Genomic DNA, 20,008 nt, shown 5'->3' on the forward strand with positions numbered 1-20,008 from the left:
CGGGGAGCTTGTTATTCATAGCCACCGGCTCGGTGGATATGAATATTGAAACTCTTACTCCTGCCTTGCTCTGCGGCTCTAGGGCCGCTTCGGCCCGGGCGTGAGATATTTCTTTGTTTTATTGGAAAAACTCCATTGCGGCCTTTTTTATTCCGTTTTTGCAAAGGCCCAGGTTTTGCCTTAATTCCTGGGGTGGACCGTGTTCCACGAAAAAATCCCCTATTCCCAGGCGCTTGACCCGGACTCCCTGAAGCAGGTCCTCATCCGCCAGAAATTCCAGAACTGCAGACCCGAATCCCCCGGCCAGTGCGTTTTCCTCCACCACCAGGAGACCTTTATAGTTTGCAGCCGCCTCTCTTAATTCCTGTAGGGGCAAAGGCTTGACAAAGCGGGCATTGACCACTCTCAGGGAAAGCCCGTCTTTCTCCATTTCTAACGCCGCCTCCAGGGCCGGGTACACCCGGCTGCCGATTGCCAGAATCACGCCATGGGTGCCTTCCTTCATCACTTCTGAACTGCCCATGTCCAGGGGGGCTGTTTCTCCGAGGTCCGCTCCTGTACCCACGCCTCTGGGGTACCTGACCGATACCGGCCCTGGATGCACCAGGGCGGTGGCCAGCATTCTCTGCAGTTCGGCCTCGTCTTTGGGGGCCATACAGATCATGTTGGGGATATGCCTGAGATATGAAAAATCAAAATTGCCGTGATGCGTAGGCCCGTCCTCTCCGACAATACCGCCACGGTCCAGGCAGAAAGTTACCGGCAGGTTCTGCAGGCACACGTCGTGCACCACCTGATCATAAGAGCGCTGCAGAAAAGTGGAATAAATGGCCACTACGGGCTTGAGGCCCTGGGTGGCCATGCCGGCCGCAAAAGTGACCGCATGCTGTTCGCAGATGCCCACGTCGAAAAACCTTTCCGGAAACCTCTCCGCAAATGCGCCCAGCCCTGTTCCCTCGGGCATGGCAGCGGTTATGGCCACGATACTGTCATCTTTTTCCCCGAGTTCGCAAAGGGTCCGGCCGAAGACATCAGTGTAGCTGGGCAGGCATTCGCCGTCCGGTTTCTTCCTGGCCAGGCCGGTTTCAGGCTCAAAGCAGCCCACCCCGTGATAGAAGGTGGGGTTCTCCTCTGCCGGTTTGTAGCCCTTTCCCTTCCTGGTCATTACGTGCACCAAGACTGGTCCCTGCAGGGTCTTAGTCTGTTCCAGTATCCGGGAAAGAGAAGTTATGTTGTGCCCGTCCACCGGTCCTATATAGTTGAATTTGAGGGCTTCAAACAAAATGCCTGGAGTGAAAAAGTTTTTCAGGGATTCTTCGCTCTTTCGGGCGTAATTGAGGATGTCGTCCCCGATTCTGGGAATCTGGCGCATGAAACTTTCAAAGTCCTTTTTGAAGCGTACCATCCACCTGGAGGAAAGATTACTGCTCAAGAATGACGACAGGGCTCCGACATTCTTGGCTATGGACATCTCATTGTCGTTTAAAACCACCACCAGGTCCCTGTCCAGGTCCCCGGCCTGGTTCAGACCTTCAAAAGCCAGACCAGCGGTCATGGATCCATCACCGATTATGGATAATACTTTCTGATCCTTATCCAGTATGTCCCCGGCAACGGCCATGCCCAGCCCTGCGGAAATGGAGGTGCTGGAGTGCCCCACGGCAAAATGATCAAAACTGCTTTCCACGGGTCTTGGAAAGCCGCTGATCCCCCCCCGGGCGCGAAGCGTATGAAAGCTGTCCCGCCTGCCGGTGAGTATCTTGTAGGCGTAGGCCTGATGTCCCACATCCCAGATGATTTTATCCTTTGAAGGATCAAAGACCTTGAGCAGGGCCAGGGTCAGCTCCACCGTACCCAGGGAAGGAGCCAGGTGGCCTCCATTGGTGGATACGACGCTTATGATAAGCTCTCTGACTTCCCGGGCCAGCCTGTTGAGCTGTGTCAGGGAAAGCCCCCGGATATCTTCAGGGGATGCCAGTCCCGCCAGTATAGGTTCTTCTTGAGAGGTCATATCTGTACTTGATGCTGGAATGTTTAAAGGCCGGATACGCCCGAAATTCTGAGACGTATCCGGCCCTGTTGTCTGAAGCAGCCTGACCTATATGCCCAGCTTCTGTGATACTTGCGCCATGGCCTGCTCCTGTTCCTCATAAGTGGCGAAGCCCGCCTGGTGCAGGGCGTCGTCAATGGTAACCTGCCAGTCCCAGTTGGCATAAATCACCGGCTTGTGGAAGATATTGCGGAATTTGTAGAGTTCCTGGCGGTAAAAATCCTCCTTTCTGGAGCCCAGGTGAGAGTAAAGCTGCTCGTGCAGCCTGGCAGCTTCTCCCTCGTACCATTCCATGAGATCCTTGCTGGAGGAGTATTTTTTGAGGATATGCTCGTAGTTGTTCTCTTTAAGCAGTTCGTAGAGCCTTTCCAGGTGCTGTTTCTGCAGCCAGGCCCCCATGTCCTTGAGCTTGATGTTTTCCTTTTCCGTCTTGGCGAATTCTTCCTTGGTCTGGGCATAAGTATCCGGAACCACCGAAGCAGAGATAATTCCCGAGATGCAGACCAGGCCGCGGATGATCTTGCTGTTGGAAACGCCCTGTCCGCAGAAGCCGACTTTCTTGCCGAACTTCTGCCCGGTGAAGATGGTCACCAGGATGGACCAGACCACTGCCGGGTCCTCTTCGTCGTAGATGTGCCCCAGCCTGGAATTGTCCCGGTCCGTACCCAGAACCAGCTGGGTCATGTCGTTGGAACCGATGGAAAAACCGTCGAATTCCTTGATGAACTCCTTGGCGATGATGGCGTTGCTTGGAATCTCGGACATCTGGATGATCTTGAGCCCGTCTTCACCTGAACGCAGCTTGTGTACATCCGAAAGGTAGCGCTTCATGCTCCTGGCCTCTTCAAAGGTGCGCACAAAGGGCAGCATGAGCTGAAGATTGCTGCCTCCAAAGGCACCCCGGGCCAGCTTGAAGGCTTCCAGCTCCCAGTCATGGATATCCCTGGATACTCCGCGGTAGCCAAGCATGGGGTTGTCTTCGTAATGCTCGAAAAGCATGCCCCCCATGAGGTTGCGGTACTCGTTGGTCTTGTAGTCAGTGGTGCGGTAGATGATTTCCCTGCCGTAAAAGGCCATGGCAAAAAGGGCCAGTCCCTGGGACAGGGTCTGGACATAAAGCTCCTTGCCGGTTCTAAAGCCGCGGCTGGTGATGTGGTCATGGATGTTTTGGGGCAGGTCGCGCACTGTATCCATTTCGTTTTTGAGCCCCACCTTCTGGGCCACGTCTGTTCTAAGGTCCTGTATGTTCTTGAGGTGCTCCTGAACCACGGGATCATGCTTCACCCGCTTTTCAATGCGGCTGATATCCTCTTCAAGCTCCTCTTTTTTCTGTACTGTTTCCGGGTCATCTCCCACAAGAAGCATAAGCTGGTCCGCATAACCCATGATTATGGCAATATGTTCCTTCAGGTCCAGGGATGTCTTGAGTACTTCCAGTCTTTTGGTGGCCAGATCAATATGTTCGTCCAGCTTTTTGTCCAGCTCCCTGAGCTGCCTGTGCATGGCCAGGACTTCGTCAGTGCCCTTGGCCCCCTTCTGATCGGTCATCTGGCTCATGCGCTCTTCAAGCCCGGATATTATCCCTACATACCTTCTAAGGTTGAGATCCAGGCTCACCAGCCCTGCGGTGAGCTGGTCCCGGACCACCTTGGTAAGCTCGTTTTCCATCTCCTTGAACTTCTTGTTCACCACCGAGTCCAGATAGCCCTTGTCATAGGCGTCGAGAGCCTGGGGATGGACCCCGATGTTGGCCAGCATGAATTCCGCCCGCAGAAGCCCCACTTCAAAATCAGGCATGCGGCGCAGCCTGGACAAAAACAGGGCCTGACCCACATCGGCAAGAATAAGGCCTACCTTGGTCTTGGTGGCCGGCAACTTGCCCACGTCTATCTCGCCGCCCACCTCTTCCAGGGGTACCAGGCCGCGGTAGACAAGCCCCCTTGAGCCGTCTACGGTCACCTCCTGGCCGTCCAGGGCCCGCAGGGCCTCCAGCCTCTTGATGCCGATAATAGCCGGAATACCCAGCTCCCTGGATGTGATGGCTGCGTGACTTGTGTCTCCTCCGGCATCAGCCAGAATCCCAGATGCAACACGCATGCCGGGGACCATATCCGGATCGGTACGTTCCGCAGCCAGGATATCGCCCTTGTTTATCTTGTTCAGTTCCAGAGCGGAGCGCAGAAACTTGACAGTGCCCTGTCCAGCCCCCCTGGAAGCGCCGTTGCCTTCGAGGATTATCTCTGCATTGGCGATGGCATTTTTATTCGCCTCCATGCGCCGCATGAAGATGGTATTGGGATGCTTTTCCAGTTCTTCGTTCCACCTGGTCTCTGGCCTGGCCTGCACGAACCACAGGCGGTCCCAGGCGTCGATGCAGAACTCGGTGTCCATGATCATGCCTTCGTAGGCCTTGCTGATGGCCCGCACTCCCTTGGCCACGATTTCGGCCTGGGCCAGGGACAGGGACCAGCGGGTGACCAGGTCTTCTGGGACCTTCTGCACCACGGTCCCTACTCCGGTCTCATCATAAACTATCTTTTTGTCCTTGAAGCCCATATGCCGGATAACGACCTCTTCTCCGTCGTCGCGCTGGAACACGTAAAATTTGTCCGGGGTGACCATGCCGCTTACCACCGCTTCCCCCAGCCCGTAACTGGCATCAATGGATACCAGGTCCTTGCGGTCTGTTCCCTGACAGCCGGTGGCGGTGTCTGCGCTGAAGGCTGTACCGGATATGACGGGATTGATCATGCGCATGATGCAAACGGACAGGGAAGTGTTTTCTATGGACCACTCTTCCTTGGCCTTGGAGGCTATGGAATCATCGCCGGTGGATTCAGCCTTGGCCACTGCATCCAGGATGGCTTCCCTGCGGTAGGTCATGCTGCGCAGATTGTAGGCCGAGGCGCAGTCCCAGTGATATGCTTCCACGGCACTGCTTTCACTGACAATATTTAAATAGGTGTCCTGCAGACCGGCAAAGGCCTTTTTGCGGCTGTCTTCCCCTGCAGCAGAAGACCTTACAGCCACCGGCACGTTATCCTGTCCCACTTCCTTGCAGATCCCTGTGTATGCCTGCCGGACAGCCTCTTCAACCTCTTTGGGCAGATCCACGCTCAAGATGGCTGTCTGTACCAGGACAGACCTCTTGCGCAGCTGGTCAATACCTTCGGGAGAGACGGCAAAACCCTCCACGACATTATTTATAAAGGTACGCAGCCTGATAAAAGTGCTGTCTTTCTTCTGCGGGGTTCTTTTCACCTGGACGGCAAGCTTTCGAACCAGCTTTTTCAAAAAGTCCGGATCATCGTTGATGGCCTGGTCCTTCCAGTCGATGACATCGTACTCCTTGTCCACCGAGGCCCTGATTGCCGCTGCGTTAACCTTGGTTTCATCAAGAAGTTTGTGAAAGGCTGTGGCCGATATGGCCCTGAACTGAGGAGCCCGTATGTTTTCGATGGTGTTGATGATGGCGGTATTAAAGTTCTTTCCGCCCACAAGAAGTTCGGCCTCAACACCCATCTCCATGATTTCGCTGGCCTTCAGGACCAGTTTGGATTTGAGGGAATCAAACCTGCTCTTCTGCTTGGAAGCTTTGGCTTCCTGTTTGCTTTCCTGGGCCTCTTCGCCGGGCTTTTGCTCTTTACCGGTTTTTGCCATTCCTTGATCTCCTTTGAAATAATGCTTTCTTGCGGGATCAACCAGCTGGAAAAACGGACAATTGATCAAACATCCGCTTTACCGGCCCATGGTCTTTTCGCCGCAATTTTATAAAAAAAGAACCTGCCAGGTCCGACTTGGACAAAAATACAGAAAAACAGGAACTTGAAGGCTGAATTATATTACAAAAAACAGCAGCTCTTGACCATGAGTAACTATGCACCATGGTCAGCGGACTTTGCAGCTTGACGCTTGGATTGTTCAGCTTCTGCAGATAGTGAACAGTTAAGGCCATGAAACTGATTTGACCTGCACTTGAGCATTGAACTCATACTGCTTGCTATCTTGTTCCAAGCCTCCAAGTCAACCAGCAAGTTTACACCCGGAAAGACGGGCTTTCCAGGTGGATGCCAGCTACAGCCTCTGGCCGCATTCAGGGCAGAACTTGCAATCATCCAGCATAATATGATCACCGCACCCGGGGCAGGTGGAGGGTACAGGCCCCAGTTCCACCAGCAGCTCGCCTTCCTTTACCGGAACCATCTTCTTGTCCCCCTGAAAATCAGCGAACTTGAGCACTCTCTTGACCACCCCGTCCACAGGCGAGAGAACAGCCTTTTCCTGCTTCATGATGGAGATATTGAACAGTTCTTCACCTTTTTTGACCTTGTCTCCGGGCTTGACGTGCATCACCCACAAATCGCCGGTACTGGGAGACCCCACCTGGTTTGGATCCCTTGAATCAGCCATTTCCAGAGCATCCAGGGCTGCTCCCATGCCTTCCTTGACCTTTACCTGGTGGGAGAAAAACTCCGAATCCAGTGAATAACGCACCACGCTCATACCGTTGATGTCCGGCGCGGAAATGTCCAGAACAGCCAGAAAATGCGGCATGCCGTTGGTATCTTCGAAGAAGATCTCATTCCCCGGAAGCAGGCCTTCAAACCAGACATCCAGGGGCAGCTGGTTGGGGTCGCCGTATTCGCATTTGAGCTGGATGTTCTTCAGGGCATCTCCAGGGTGGTTCAGGTAAAGTACAAGCTCTTCCCGGGTTGGTATACGCCCGATATTGGTGTACAGGTTGTTTTCCTCCTTAGAAACGTCAATGTCTTCCAGGTTTGCCAGAGGGGAGTCCTCGGTCCTGGAGGCGATGGCATCGCGGTAGTTTTCCCCGAAAGCGCTCTCATACACCCAGTCCGGTGGAAATCCCTGGGGCAGTCGCCCGAATTTGCCCAGGAGCAGGTTTCTAAAGGCATCGTTGGAATGTTTGTATATCTCCAGCCTGTCTTCTTTTGTCTGTTCATCGAGCTCCTTCTCCGGGGTGCTGACCACCTTGTCCAGGACCTCAAGCAGATGCCTGACCCCTTTGTCCCCTTTCTCCTTGTATACATTGGAAATACTCAAAAAAGCCGTATTCCAGGTAATCTGCGATCCCGGGGTAACGTCGTGATAGCGCACTATCTTGCGGATCCCGGCCAGGAAACGAAGCATATAGGGCAGAAGGTGAATATAGCCCTGCTTCATGGCCCCTTCCTGGGACGAGGACGTGGCTCCTCCGGGCATGCCGTGCTCGACAACATCGTAGTCTATTCCCTGGAAATAAGGGGCTGTATATTTGTCGTAATAGGGCATGATCTGCTTTAAGACAAAGCCGCACTGACGGATCATATCCTTGTTCAGGTTGGTTTTCATGCCCAGCTCTTCGATATAGGCTGCAGTGGACAGAACTTCGCCCTGGCCGTACCAGCGAACCGATGCCCCTATACCTGTATCCACTATATGCGCCCCAGCCCTGGCTGCTTCGGCCACAGCAGGCACAAACAGTCCGTCCGTGTAATGGCGGTGGTAGTGTACAATAAGCTCGGGATATTTGGTGCGTATCTTGCTTACCAGTTCCCTGATGAACCAGGGGGGACAGACACCGGCCATGTCTTTTAGTCCCAGGATGAATTTCTTGAGGACCTTGTCATGGGCCATGGCCGTAGCCCTGCTCATGAGGTTTACTATCTCGTCCACCACTCCCATGTAGTGCTTGATGTCGAATCCCTGGGCATAGGAAAGGGAGATGGCCGGTTCAAATATATTTTTCTTATGACTCATGGCCACCTGGGCAAAGGGCAGCATATTGTCGATGTGGTTCAGAAAATCAAAGCAGCGGATAACGTCGTAGTCTTCGCAGATCATCTCTCCTGTGAGGCGCATGATATTCTTGGGCTGGGGCTTGTATCCCAGGACGTTGGTGGAACGGATAAGTATCTGCTTCAGGGTGTTGGGGGCGAAATGGTTCCACTCCCTGGCCTCGCTGAAAGGATAGGTCATGTTGGCCATCATGGCCACGTGAAAGTGCGCTCCTCCCCCGTTTTCCAGGGAAAAGAACCCGCACCTGTCCAGGTAGGGACCGATGAGCCTGTCCTCGGCCAGGCGGAACCTGTTGCCTGAATTGGACTGGGTTATATCCCTGGTGGTGGTATCAGTGAAATGAATATGATCGCTGTCCCGGATATAGTCCAGAACCGCATCCCTGTCTCCCCTGGGGTATGGATACTGGTAGTCGTCGTGTTTTAGAGACGGCAGCACCGGTTGTATACGCCCCAGTCTCTTGTCATGTACTCCCCGGTACTCCCCCAGTTCCACGTGGGGATTGTATCCCCTGGCGGATATCTCCGCCACCAGCTTGGACAGGCGCAGGGCCTCCGGCTCCCGGTCCCGGTAAACCATAAGTTCCGGGGTCTGGCCCACAAAGTTGGTATCATACTCGCCGCTTCGAAACTGGGCATTGGCCATAACCCGGCGATGAAAAGGAATGGTGGTTTTAAGTCCCCCTACTATGTATTCATTGAGAGCTCTTTCCATGGTGCCCACGATTTTGTTCCAGGTCCTGCCGTAGACAATGAGCAGTGCTGCTGCTGAATCATACTGAGAAGGGAAGTGATACCCGGCACTTATGCATGAATCCACGCGCACGCCCTGTCCGCCGGGGGACTGGTATCTGGTAATGAGCCCGGCATTGGGAGCAAAATCCTGCTGGGGATCCTCGCAGTTGATGCGCACCTGCATGGAGTGGTTGTTGGGCAGGGTGTCCTTGTCGTTGAAGCGAAGCTCCGAGCCGAAGGCCATGGCTATCTGCTCTTCCACCAGATCCACGCCGTAACGGCATTCGGTGATGCCGTGCTCCACCTGCAGCCGGGTATTGACCTCGATGAGATAGGGATTACCCTCGCGGTCCACCAGAAATTCCACTGTACACAGGGAATGATATCCAACTTCGCTAACCAGCCTGCGGGAATACTCCTTGAGCTTTGCCCTCAGATCCTCATTCATCACCGGCCAGGGCGAAGGGGTGATCTCCACCAGCTTCTGATGGTTGCGCTGCAGGGTGCAATCACGTTCGTCAAAGGCAAACACATTGCCGTGCCTGTCTGCAGCCACCTGGATCTCGATATGGCGCACAGAGGTCAAAAGCTTTTCCACGTACAGCCGGGGATTGCCGAATGAAGCCTGGGCCAGGGCCGAGGCCTTGGCATAGGCCCTTTCCAGCTCTTCTTCCCTGAAGACCTCGTAAATTCCGCGGCCCCCGCCGCCGCCTTCGGCCTTGAGCATCACCGGAAAACCGATCTCATAAGCCATATCCAGGGCCTGTTCCACGGTGACGGCACCTTCTGAGCCGGGCACCACGGGCACGTCCACCCTTTTGGCCAGATCCCGCACCGCCACCTTGTTGCCCAGGATTTCCATGGGTCTGTCTTCGGGTCCGATGAATACCAGCCCGGACTTGCGGCACTGAGAAGGAAAGGAGAAATCCTCGGAAATAAATCCCCAGCCTGGATGTATGGCTATTACCCCCATGGCCTTGGCCTTGGAGATAATCTTTTTCATATCCAGGTAGGCCCTGGAATCTTCTCCCAGCAGAAGCAGTTCCTGCGCTCCCGAGGTAAACGGTGCAGTCTTGTCCACGTCAGTTGCGGTCATCACAGGAACGGCGTTGAAAACCTCCCGTATGGACCTGGCAATGCGCCTGGCCGGAATACCCCGGTTGGCCACCAGGATTTTCTGGCCTTCCAGCTCCTTGACTACTTGCTCAAAACTCTTAATTTCCATAACTCTGTTTTCCTTTATTTGCTTGGATATATATCCGTTAACAGATGACAGTCACGAAAGGAGAGTGCCTGTCTGGATATGCTTATGATGCCCTGCACAGTCCAGGATGATGCCTCCGCTTTCATCTATCCCCTTCAGGCGGCCTTCCAGGACGATCTGGTCCTGTTCCACCCTGACCATTTGATTCACAAGCCACAAATATGGCTTAACTTCACTAATAAAGTCAATTAATGAATAATTGCACAATATATTATCATACCAGAATTGTCCCAGATACACAAGCTCGGCCCAGGCCGTGCGGGGATCTGCTTCCGGCCAGGCCCCGGACAGGTGCACAGGATCCATAAGCCTGCCTGTCCTCAGCTCTCTGGAGTCCGGCAGTGACTTCAGATTCAGGCCTATCCCGGCCAGTATGCCGCCGCGTTTTTCCTCAATGAGTATCCCCCCGGCCTTGCCTGAATTTACCACCAGGTCGTTGGGCCACTTGAGAAAGACCTCAATGCCCCGGGCCATGAGCGCCCGCTGAAACGAATAGCCGGTAATAATACTGAGCATCCTGTTCATTTCCGTAGAATCAGGGACGGGCAGCTTAAGGGCGGCATAAATGTTGCCCCTTGGGGAAGACCAGCGTCTGCGCATCCGCCCCCTGCCGCCGGTCTGCTCCAGGCAAAGGACACTGTCCCCGGCAAGCATTCCGCCTTGGTCCATGAGCTCCCAGGCCGTGTCTAAGCTGGAGGCACATGTCTCAAGATCAAAGACCCTGAATTCCCTCCAGCTGCGCTGAAAACAGGCACTGAAGTCCGGCATTCCGGCAAAGGAACCAGCGACTTTGGAAGGCAAAATATCTTTTAGTTTAAAAACCTGCATAAACCTGGAATGAGAATTGTGGATTATGGATTAAGGCTTATTTGATTCCCTGCCCTCAAACCTCTGCCCTCTGACTTCTGACGCCTGATCTCTGACTTCTGACCTCTGGCTACTGACCTCTGACTTCTGACCTCTGACTTCTGCAAGATTGACTAGTCTGAATCTTTCCATTAAACAGGCAAAATATAATCGGCCAATGGTTGAAATGAGAACTTTTTGGGGGAATACATGCGTACATTAGTAGTTGAAGACGATATCACCAGCAGGATGATCCTGGTCAAAATTCTGTCCCATTACAGCCAGTGCGATACTGCTGAAAACGGCCACGAGGCCCTGGACCTGTTCGCAGGGGCTATTAAACAGGGACAGCCTTACGACATGGTTTTTATGGATATAATGATGCCTGTTATGGATGGACAAAGTGCCCTGAAAAAAATCCGTGAGATTGAATCCGAACAGCAGGTTCCCATCGGCCAGGAAGTAAAGGCGGTCATGACCACTGCCCTTTCAGACACCAAAAATGTAACCACTGCATTTTTCCAGGGCCAGGCTGATGCCTACCTTTCAAAACCCATTTCCAGAGAAAAAGTTGAAAAAGCCCTTCAGGAAATAGGCGTACTTGAAAAATAAATCCCGGAAGTTAACCATTCAGGGGATGCCGGAATCACGCCTCTGGCGTGACCGGGGAACAGTCCCCGCGACACCTTTTACGCACAATTACAAAAATTACAGACGCGAAGTTTTGTGTACCAGCACAGCCGGTACTTAGCGAGGGACAGTCCCCAGGCCTTGTGCCAGTAATCACCACCGAGGACCCCCTGAATGGTTACTCCCGGAAGGTTCAGGCCAGGGCGGGACTTTACGCCGGGTTCTCGTCTTCCAGAGAATCTACTATGCCCAGGGGACGGATAACTCTGTCCATCACCTGGTTTCCGGCCCGTTCCTGGTCCTCCTGCCTGCAGTGCTCATAAACATCCATCAGGTTCAGGGCCAGCTCCCGGCCGCGCTTGTAGCCGGCTGTTCGCACCTCTTCAATTTTTTCCCACCTGGGATTTTGCATAAAATCCTGCACAGCCGGGACAATCTCGGGATAAAGAATCCTGGAAAGCGGCCTGGTCAAAGCAGCATAAAATCCCAGGGAAGAACTCCTGCGCTCTTTAATGACATGATCCAGCAGACCTCCCCGGCAGGTATCAGCCAATATATCCCGCACTGTACGGGCGAAAAACTCTACCAGAGTCCCGGCCTGCTCCGAGACGATACGCTGCCATAAATCCCCGGGAAAAACATCCACTAAGGATTCGCCTATTTCGTGATAGACCCAGGTTTGCAGTTCTGCATCGCAGACCCTTAAAAAACCGTCCTGATAACTCCCCGGCTGCCTGCGCAGCCTGTGCAGGTTGATCCCGTGGCAGTCAAAGGCAAAGGCCAGCGCCCTGGCCGAAGAAGCCCGAAGCTCCAGAATTTCGTCCCAGAGAAGAGTGGCCATGGACCGTCTTCTGCCGATTATCAGGTTTCCCTGGCGCATGAGGGGCACGCTGAAAATATCCCTGGCCAGCTCCTGGTCCACAATACATACGGTCATGCCTTCCTGTTCGTGCTTTCTGGCCACACGTCCCAGGAAATAGCTCGGCTTCATCCCGGTCACCAGACCCGCGCCGTAGTGCAGGTCAGAACCTGCAAGCAGGGCATTGACCTGTGAGGGTTCCAGGCTGTCCAGGTTCTCTCCCTCTACCATCAAAGGTTCAGGGGATCTGCCTTCCAGGTCCAGCCACATGTTTTCGCGGTCTTCCACCCATTGCAGAAGATCTCCCTGATGCGGCTCCTGCCAGGGAGGCATATCCACTTCCCATTTATACAGGTTACGCAGGCGCAAAAGGAGCATGCACAGGGAAAAAGTACCGCTGTAATTGGCATCCGATATATGACAGTTGAGTTGTACCTGATTTTTAAGAGATGTAATATCTAATGGCATGCTGTTCATGTTATCTGCACGAATATATAAAGTAAAGATGCGGGCAAGAATCCTTAGGAATCAGTCTTCTGCAGCACCATAACCGCCGCCGCCCGGAGTGCTGATAATCAACTCATCACCTGTGCTTAATACTTCTCTGAACTTGCCCGGCCGGGAATGCCACTGGCCATCCAGCCGGACCCGGTTTTCCCCGGGCATTCCCTGCCGGCCATCCTTGAGTCCGTAAGGACCAGTCCTTCTTCTGTCCGAAAGCACCGTGACCTCGCAGGGGACAAGCACCTGCATATGCCTGTAAATGCCCTGACCTCCGCAGAATCTGCCCCTTCCGCCAGAGCCCGTGCGCAGACCATATGCAAGCACCCGGAACGGATAAGTATGTTCCAGGGCCTCTACCGGGGTGTTCAGGGTGTTGGTCATGTGCGAATGCACCCCGCTTTCCCCGTGATGCCTGCAGGAGGCCCCCATTCCGCCGGCCAGGGTCTCGTAATAGGTAAAGGCCCTGCCCGAGCGGGGGTCCACTCCGCCTATGGTCACGTTGTTCATGGTGCCCTGGGAAGCAGCAGGAATCCTTTCCGGGATTGCCCTGGACAAGGCTCCCAGGATAACGTCCACGATGCGCTGGGAAGTCTCCACATTGCCCCCGGCCACCGCCCCCGGGTGCAGCGCATCTAAGACTGATCCCGGCCTGGTATGCACCTTAACCGGCCTCAAGCACCCGCTGTTGGCCAAGATATCCTCGTTGACCAGGCAACGAAGCACGTACAGGGCACAGGACATGGTGATGGCCCGGACCGCATTCACCGAGCCTGTGACCTGGTCCGCACTGGCGGTAAAATCCAGGCCGGCGGTGCTGCCTTGAACACTTAGTTCCAGTCTTAAAGGAATCCCGGCAGCGCCCTGCCCGTCATCGTCCAGACAATCCTCAAACCGGTAAGTACCGTCAGGAATGGAGGAAATGGTCTCCTGCATCATTCTTTCCGAGTAATCAATAAGGGCCTGGCCATAGTTGTGCACCAGTTCCGGCCCGTACCTGTCAATGATCTCTTCCAGCCTGGCGATGCCGGTAAAATTGGCCATGACCTGGGCGGAAAGGTCTCCCTCCCGCTCCCCTGGAGTGCGCACGTTTTTCAAAAGCAGCCTGAAGATTTGTTTTTCCATCCTGCCCCGGCGCATGATCTTCACCGGAGGGATAATCACGCCTTCCTGGTACAGAGAGGTTGAAAGGGGCATGGAGCCCGGGGACATGCCGCCTATATCACTGTGATGCGCCCTGTTGGCCACGAAGAAAAGAGGCCTGTCCCCCCCGGCGAACACCGGAGCCACCAGGGTTATATCCGGCAGGTGGGTTCCACCCTGGAAGGGGTCGTTCAGCATGACCATATCGCCTTGTTGAATCTCGTCCAGCTCTGTGTCCTGAACTGCCGCCTGCACGGACAGGGGCATGGACCCCAGATGCACAGGTATATGCGCGGCCTGGGCTATCATCTCCGCCTGCGGGGAAAACACCGCACAGGACAGGTCCCTGCGTTCCTTGATGTTGGAGGAAAAGGCCGTCCGGGTCAAAACCATGCCCATCTCCTCGCAGATGGAGGAGAAGCGGTTCTTGAAGACCTCCAGAAGTATGGGGTTTATGGTCATGGTAATAATCTGAATTTTTTCATGGGGTTAATCTGCATCCAGGATATCAAGAACTATGTTGCCCCAGTTATCCACCCTTGCCCGGGCAAAGGGCGGGACAAACACTGTAGAAGTGTACTCGGTGATCACTGCCGGGCCTGCAAATCCATTGCCCGGCAAAAGTTCATTCCGGTCCAGGACAGGGGCGGAAATAAATCCACCTTCAAAATAGAGCTGGGTCTGTCCATAAAAAGCCTTGTCCGAAACCTGCTCATCCCCTGGGGTAGAGGGCTGCAGGGCGGGCTTTGCAGGAGTTCCGGCGGCCCTTAGTCTCAAACTTACAACCTCCATATCCCTTCCCTGATGGATATAGCCATACTTCTGCCGGTGCAGCTCTTCAAATCCATCCCCGGGGTCCTGCCCCATACGCCAGGGCACCATTATTTCAAAAGACTGTCCCTGGTAGCGCATATCCAGGGACCTGTGCAGACTTAAGCTGTCTTCATTAAAACCCTCCTGCAGCATTTCCTCCCGGGCCTGCTCTTCCAGGGGGCCGAAGAGTTTCTGCAGGCGGCCGTGGGTAGCCTTCCCGTGTCCCAGCATCACTGTCCGGGAATAATCCCTGATGACGTCAGCCAGGACCATGCCCATGGCCGAGAGCACCCCGGGGTTGGCCGGTACAAGCACCCTGGGCATGGACAGCATGCGGGCCAGCTCTGCGCAGTGCAGCCCCCCTGCTCCGCCAAAGGATACCAGGGTGAATTCCCTGGGATCAAATCCCTTTTCCACGGAAATGACCCTTATGGCCCGTTCCATACTGGTGTCCGCCACTGACAGAACCCCCTGAGCCAGATCCATGGGCTCCAGCCCGGCCCGGCCGGAAAGTTCTTCAAAGGCCGCGTCCAGGCTTTTTCTGTCCAGGGTCATCCCCCCACCCAGAAATCTGTCCGCCTGAAGACGCCCCAGAAACAGGTGCGCATCCGTCACCGTGATCTCACTTCCACGGCCGTAACATATGGGGCCTGGGTCCGACCCGGCGCTTTCAGGCCCCACCTTCAGGGCCCCGCCGGCATCCAGCCTGGCTATGGAACCGCCCCCTGCCCCCACGGTATGAATATCCAGCATGGGCACCTTCAGGGGAAAACCTGAAAGGCAGGTTTCCGTGGAAAGGGGCAGGGCCTTGTCCATGAGGCATACATCCGTGGAAGTACCGCCCATGTCCAGGGTGATGATTTTCTCCAAGCCGGCCCTTTTTGCTGTCTCCACTGCTCCCACCACTCCCCCGGCCGGTCCCGAAAGGATGGTCCGCACGGGCTCCTGCATGGCCTGAGCCGCAGAAATACTGCCTCCGTTGGACTGCATGATACGCAGAGGAGCCGGGTGCAGCCTGTCCTGTATGCGCTGCAGATACCCGGACATCTTCGGTGCCACGTAGGCATTGACAACTGTTGTGGACAGGCGCTCAAATTCTCTGAATTCCGGGAGTATGCAGTGAGACAGGGAAACAGGTATGTTCAGGTCAGCCAGTTCCCGGTAAACCATCTGCTCATGCTCCGGGTTGAGATAGGAAAAAAGCAAACAGACAGCCACGGACTGTACCTGCAATTCTTTGAGGCGTTTCTTGATGCTGGACAAAACCTCCAGGTCCATGGGCTGGATTTCTTTTCCTGATGCATCCATGCGGGCGGGGAGGCCGAACCTGAGGCCTGGGGGAACCACGGTCTGTGGTCTGCGGTAAAAGAGATTGTAGAGCTGGTCCCTGTTCTGGCGACCGATTTCTATTACGTCTTCAAAGCCGGCATTGGTGATTATGGCGGTCCTGACCCCTTTTCGCTCCAGGACAGCATTGGTGGCCACGGTGGAGCCGTGCACTACCTTTACCCGGCCCAATGCCGCCCCAGGCGGCCCCACAGAGTGGGATTCAACCGGGCGGGTCCTGCCCTCAGGGGCAATGTGCTCCAGTCCCTCAAGTACAGCCCTTGAAGGATCATCCGGGGTGGACAGGGTCTTGTGCACTACCCAGGCACCGCCTAAATGATATATAAAATCCGTAAAAGTCCCCCCGGTATCAACTCCGATAATTACTGGATCACAAGACTGCATTGCGATAGAAATGTTTCCTTTGGGTATCAATTGCTGGATAAATTTTGTCTTTTTTGCAGGTGTATCCGGCAGGGCTGAAAACAGCTTGAGCTCAAGACGGCTGATCTTCCCGGCGGTACTGTGCGGAAACATCGATGGCTATGCCGCCCCTGGCCTTGAAGCGGCCCACAACTTTCATCTGCCTGGGGCTGCAGGCCTGAACCAGGTCATCCAGGATGCGATTGACCACAGTCTCCATAAAAGTAGGTTCCTGACGGTAGCTGAAAAGATAATATTTGAGGGATTTGGACTCGATGCACTCCTTTCCCGGCACGTATCTGAGTTCAATGGTCCCGTAGTCCGGCTGTCCTGTAACCGGGCAAAGGGAAGTGAACTCATCCGTGACCATAACCACTTCGTAGTCCCTTTCCGCAAATTTATTGGCAAAGGTCTCCAGAACTCCGGGATCAACCCTGGAAGGATATTCGGGCCTCGTTTTACCCAGCAGAGTCAAACCGGAAGTATCATCACGCATTTCTTTTATCCCCCAATTCTTCAATCCCTGAACTTCCCAATTCCCCAATCCCTAAATTCCCATTCAGCATTGATCCTTTCTTCTCTCCATGCTCCATGCTCCATGCTCCATGCCCTATGCTCTATGCTCCATGCCCTATGCTCCATGCCCTATGCCCCATGCCCCATGCCCCATGCCCCATGCTCCATGCTCCCCAATTCCCCAATCCCGAAAATCAACCATATATCTCATCCAGGACATCTTTTATCTCTTTCTTGTACCTGGAATAAATATCTTTGGCCAGGGCATCCACTTTCTGCATGGACTGACGGTCTGTGGAAAGTTCCGGATACTTTGCCAGGCCCAGGTCATCAATGCTCAGCTCCTTGAAGCACAGATCCTGGTCAAAGTTATAAGTCAGGTCACTGCCTGCCAGCTTTCTCTTCTGGCCGCCTTCCACATCCATACTCCTGGCAAAGGCCATGACATCGTCCGGACGATTGCAGGCGTTTATCTCTCTAATGGCTGCATTGATGCTCTCGGCAAAATCCGTGACCGATTTCAGATTGGTGGTAAGCTGTTTTTTGCCCGCTACTTCCTTGTCCTCGACATATCGGCCATGGGTGTAGACGTCTATTCTCTCTGCAAGCTGCATATACAGACTGCGCACTAAGCCGAGAAACCTGCCCCTTCTGGTCCAGGCCCGTGGCAGGGCCACATCATGCTCCCAGTCTGCCGGGACCCCGGCCAGTTCACTGCTGTCCAGGCCGGTCCAGAACTCTTGGGCAGCACTGCCTCGACCAAGGACATGGTTCAGACGGGTAACAATGCCTTCAATGCCCCTGGCCTGTCTCTGCAGCTCCTCTGCCTGCTGCTGCAGAAACTCCAGGTCGTCTTCCAGTTCCCTGCGTTTCCCGAAAAAGGTCTCCGCCGCCTCTTTCAGGGTTTCATCCATGAGATTTTCTGCAAACTTGTCCATATTTTTCATAATGTTACAGCATCCTTATAGTTCTAACTGCAACACAGACGGTTGACCGCATTAAACCTTGGATATATGTATTGCGCTTGCTTCAAGAACCACCTCAACCTAAAGGATAAGTTATGGATTCCAGTTTCAAGGTCAAGTCCATCTGCAGCCACGGTCCTGAAAACTACCGTATAAAGCGCACTTGAACCAGGATTTATCTCTATTGCCGGGTGTGCAATAGTTGTTTCAATTTAAACGAAGCAGCCCAGAACATCGACGACCGTATGGAGGAAGACCTGGGCAACATACGCTGCGACAGGCTCTGATTCAAAACTTTTGTCGCAAAAAGAACAGGCAATAAATGTGCTGGGATAACCACCAGAAAACATCTTGCATCTGCCCAACCTGATTTACATGAGTTGTTGTCCGCCCTGACGCGACTGACGGATTTAAAGAAGCGGCAGGTACTTTTTCAGCTCATACTCAGTCACCTGTATGCGGTAGTTATTCCATTCGATTTTCTTGTTGGCGATGAAATTGTTGAATATGTGCTCGCCCAGGGCCTGCCTGACCACTGCGCTTTTTTCCAGAACCTCCACCGCCTCGAAAAGGCTTCCGGGCAGGCTGGGGATGTTGTGCTTCTTTCTTTCTTCCTCGTTCATCTCAAAGATATCTTCTTCCACCGCCTCGGGCAGGGGATACTTCTTTTCCATACCCTTGAGCCCCGAGGCCAGCATGCAGGCGAAGGCCAGGTAAGGATTGCAGGCCGGGTCCGGAGATCTGAGCTCCACCCGGGTGGCCTTTTCCTTGCCCGGCTTGTACATGGGTACCCGCACCAGGGATGAGCGGTTACGCCTGGCCCAGGCCACGTAAACAGGAGCCTCATATCCCGGCACCAGCCTCTTGTAGGAATTGACCCACTGATTGCACACAGCTGTTATCTCGTTGGCATGCTCCAGAAGACCGCTGATGTAATTTCTGCATTCCTTGCTCAGATTGTCCGGGGCATCAGGATCGTAAAACACGTTTCTGCCATTCTTGAAAAGGGACTGGTGCACATGCATGCCGCTGCCGTTTTCCCCGAAAAGGGGCTTGGGCATAAAGGTGGCGTAGCAGCCGTGACGTCTGGCCACTTCCTTGGCGATGACCCGGTAGGTGACCGCGGTATCAGCCATCTTCAGAGCTTCCTGGTAGCGCAGATCGATCTCGTGCTGGCTGGGGGCCACCTCGTGGTGACTGTACTCTACAACAATGCCCATGTTTATCAGGGCATTTATGATATCCCTGCGGATGTCATTGGCCAGGTCCAGAGGCGGTGCATCAAAGTAGCCACCGAAGTCCAGGGTCTTGGGCTCCCTGGAGCTCTCAAAAAGAAAGAATTCCAGTTCCGGGCCTACGTAAAAGCTGTACCCGTCTTCAGCAGCTTTACCCAGGATCCTCTTGAGGACGTACCTGCTGTCGCCTTCATAGGGGCTGCCGTCGGGGTTCTTTATGTCGCAGAACATGCGGGCCACAGGTCGTTCCATGGGACGCCAGGAAACAATCTGAAAAGTTGTCGGATCTGGATAAGCCAGCATGTCGCTTTCATGGATCCTGGAGAACCCCTCGATGGAAGAGCCGTCAAAACCCATACCTTCTTCAAAGGCCTCATCCAGCTCGCTGGGGGTAACCTGAAAACTTTTGAGATTGCCCAGAACATCCACGAACCAGAACTGCACAAAACTGATGTCGTGTTCTTTAACCGCCCTGGTAACATCATCTGCATTTCGACAATCAAACACCACCGGCTTTTGCATGCATAACCTCCAGAACTTGAGAGTTAAAAGTTGTCAGTTAATTGTTGATATTTGAAAAACCCGCCTACTCCCCGGTGACATCCCTTACCCAGCTCATGGCAGAAGCCACAGTGGGAAAACCCGTGGTGGAAGTCAGCACTATCAGGGTCTGGCGAAGCTCCTCCGGGGTGGCCCCGGCCTTAAGAGCCCTGCGGGCATGACTGTGTACCGCGCCTTCAAGCTTCAGGGCTGCTGCAGCAGACAACTGAATAAGTTCAACACTTTTTTCATCCAAAGGTCCCTCCTGGCGTACGGCATTACCCAGCTCTGCCACGGCCTTGATAAATCCGGGATGCTGTTCCTGCATCATCTGATAATTTTTAGGCAACTGATCTTTACTCAT

At 54.1% G+C, this 20,008-nt stretch carries 13 protein-coding genes; 2 read left to right on the forward strand and 11 right to left on the reverse strand.

Annotated elements, in window-relative coordinates; genetic code table 11:
* Positions 1 to 118 precede the first annotated feature (118 nt).
* From dxs to DTHIO_RS19365, 4 genes are all read right to left on the reverse strand, one after another.
* Positions 119 to 2,011: a 1-deoxy-D-xylulose-5-phosphate synthase gene (gene dxs / locus DTHIO_RS00835; RefSeq protein WP_008868468.1), complete on the reverse strand. Its 1,893-nt coding sequence runs from the start codon at positions 2,009 to 2,011 to the stop codon at positions 119 to 121.
* A gap of 87 nt (positions 2,012 to 2,098) precedes the next feature.
* Entirely contained in the window at positions 2,099 to 5,710 is a 3,612-nt protein-coding gene (locus tag DTHIO_RS00840; RefSeq protein ID WP_008868469.1) for a PEP/pyruvate-binding domain-containing protein, read from the reverse strand.
* 414 nt (positions 5,711 to 6,124) lie between these two features.
* Positions 6,125 to 9,808, reverse strand: coding sequence for a pyruvate carboxylase (locus tag DTHIO_RS00845; RefSeq protein ID WP_008868470.1), 3,684 nt, complete (start codon positions 9,806 to 9,808; stop codon positions 6,125 to 6,127).
* A gap of 51 nt (positions 9,809 to 9,859) precedes the next feature.
* Positions 9,860 to 10,675 carry a biotin--[acetyl-CoA-carboxylase] ligase gene (locus tag DTHIO_RS19365; protein WP_008868471.1) on the reverse strand — a complete coding sequence of 272 codons (816 nt, stop codon included), beginning with the start codon at positions 10,673 to 10,675 and terminating at the stop codon, positions 9,860 to 9,862.
* A 228-nt stretch (positions 10,676 to 10,903) separates the two neighbouring features.
* Between DTHIO_RS19365 and DTHIO_RS00855 the strand changes: the two genes are divergently transcribed.
* Entirely contained in the window at positions 10,904 to 11,305 is a 402-nt protein-coding gene (locus tag DTHIO_RS00855; protein WP_008868472.1) for a response regulator, read from the forward strand.
* Between the two features lie 229 nt (positions 11,306 to 11,534).
* On the opposite strand, the gene DTHIO_RS00860 is transcribed toward DTHIO_RS00855, so the two are convergent.
* From DTHIO_RS00860 to DTHIO_RS20795, 5 genes are all read right to left on the reverse strand, one after another.
* The gene (locus DTHIO_RS00860) at positions 11,535 to 12,650 is read right to left on the reverse strand and encodes an Sfum_1244 family protein (protein ID WP_161598608.1); all 1,116 of its coding nucleotides are present in this window, start codon (positions 12,648 to 12,650) and stop codon (positions 11,535 to 11,537) included.
* 60 nt (positions 12,651 to 12,710) lie between these two features.
* On the reverse strand, positions 12,711 to 14,288 hold the full coding sequence (locus tag DTHIO_RS00865; protein ID WP_008868474.1) for a hydantoinase B/oxoprolinase family protein: 1,578 nt from the start codon (positions 14,286 to 14,288) through the stop codon (positions 12,711 to 12,713).
* A gap of 27 nt (positions 14,289 to 14,315) precedes the next feature.
* Positions 14,316 to 16,370, reverse strand: coding sequence for a hydantoinase/oxoprolinase family protein (locus DTHIO_RS00870; RefSeq protein WP_040417701.1), 2,055 nt, complete (start codon positions 16,368 to 16,370; stop codon positions 14,316 to 14,318).
* Positions 16,371 to 16,461: 91 nt separating this feature from the next.
* Positions 16,462 to 16,884 (reverse strand): preQ(1) synthase, encoded by a 423-nt coding sequence (gene queF / locus DTHIO_RS00875; protein ID WP_008868476.1) that lies wholly within the window; start codon positions 16,882 to 16,884, stop codon positions 16,462 to 16,464.
* A gap of 214 nt (positions 16,885 to 17,098) precedes the next feature.
* Complete coding sequence (locus tag DTHIO_RS20795; RefSeq protein ID WP_008868477.1) at positions 17,099 to 17,851, reverse strand: hypothetical protein; 753 nt, start codon at positions 17,849 to 17,851, stop codon at positions 17,099 to 17,101.
* 191 nt (positions 17,852 to 18,042) lie between these two features.
* Between DTHIO_RS20795 and DTHIO_RS22835 the strand changes: the two genes are divergently transcribed.
* On the forward strand, positions 18,043 to 18,156 hold the full coding sequence (locus DTHIO_RS22835; RefSeq protein WP_353740051.1) for a dual CXXC motif small (seleno)protein: 114 nt from the start codon (positions 18,043 to 18,045) through the stop codon (positions 18,154 to 18,156).
* 123 nt (positions 18,157 to 18,279) lie between these two features.
* Here DTHIO_RS22835 and DTHIO_RS00885 read toward each other — a convergent pair whose 3' ends face one another.
* Both DTHIO_RS00885 and DTHIO_RS00890 read right to left on the reverse strand, forming a co-directional pair.
* Complete coding sequence (locus tag DTHIO_RS00885; RefSeq protein ID WP_008868478.1) at positions 18,280 to 19,626, reverse strand: glutamine synthetase family protein; 1,347 nt, start codon at positions 19,624 to 19,626, stop codon at positions 18,280 to 18,282.
* A gap of 64 nt (positions 19,627 to 19,690) precedes the next feature.
* On the reverse strand, positions 19,691 to 20,008 hold the full coding sequence (locus DTHIO_RS00890; protein WP_008868479.1) for a carboxymuconolactone decarboxylase family protein: 318 nt from the start codon (positions 20,006 to 20,008) through the stop codon (positions 19,691 to 19,693).

It is taken from the genome of Desulfonatronospira thiodismutans ASO3-1 (genome assembly GCF_000174435.1).
GTDB classification, from domain to species: Bacteria; Desulfobacterota; Desulfovibrionia; order Desulfovibrionales; family Desulfonatronovibrionaceae; genus Desulfonatronospira; species Desulfonatronospira thiodismutans.

What these genes read in the sequence shown, in the direction of transcription:
- dxs (WP_008868468.1), bottom strand. Translation starts at nt 2,011, where the DNA reads ATGACCTCTCAAGAAGAACCTATACTGGCGGGACTGGCATCCCCTGAA.
- DTHIO_RS00870 (WP_040417701.1), bottom strand. Translation starts at nt 16,370, where the DNA reads ATGCAGTCTTGTGATCCAGTAATTATCGGAGTTGATACCGGGGGGACT.
- DTHIO_RS00845 (WP_008868470.1), bottom strand. Translation starts at nt 9,808, where the DNA reads ATGGAAATTAAGAGTTTTGAGCAAGTAGTCAAGGAGCTGGAAGGCCAG.
- DTHIO_RS00885 (WP_008868478.1), bottom strand. Translation starts at nt 19,626, where the DNA reads ATGCAAAAGCCGGTGGTGTTTGATTGTCGAAATGCAGATGATGTTACC.
- queF (WP_008868476.1), bottom strand. Translation starts at nt 16,884, where the DNA reads ATGCGTGATGATACTTCCGGTTTGACTCTGCTGGGTAAAACGAGGCCC.
- DTHIO_RS20795 (WP_008868477.1), bottom strand. Translation starts at nt 17,851, where the DNA reads ATGAAAAATATGGACAAGTTTGCAGAAAATCTCATGGATGAAACCCTG.
- DTHIO_RS00865 (WP_008868474.1), bottom strand. Translation starts at nt 14,288, where the DNA reads ATGACCATAAACCCCATACTTCTGGAGGTCTTCAAGAACCGCTTCTCC.
- DTHIO_RS00855 (WP_008868472.1), top strand. Translation starts at nt 10,904, where the DNA reads ATGCGTACATTAGTAGTTGAAGACGATATCACCAGCAGGATGATCCTG.
- DTHIO_RS00840 (WP_008868469.1), bottom strand. Translation starts at nt 5,710, where the DNA reads ATGGCAAAAACCGGTAAAGAGCAAAAGCCCGGCGAAGAGGCCCAGGAA.
- DTHIO_RS00860 (WP_161598608.1), bottom strand. Translation starts at nt 12,650, where the DNA reads ATGCCATTAGATATTACATCTCTTAAAAATCAGGTACAACTCAACTGT.
- DTHIO_RS00890 (WP_008868479.1), bottom strand. Translation starts at nt 20,008, where the DNA reads ATGAGTAAAGATCAGTTGCCTAAAAATTATCAGATGATGCAGGAACAG.
- DTHIO_RS19365 (WP_008868471.1), bottom strand. Translation starts at nt 10,675, where the DNA reads ATGCAGGTTTTTAAACTAAAAGATATTTTGCCTTCCAAAGTCGCTGGT.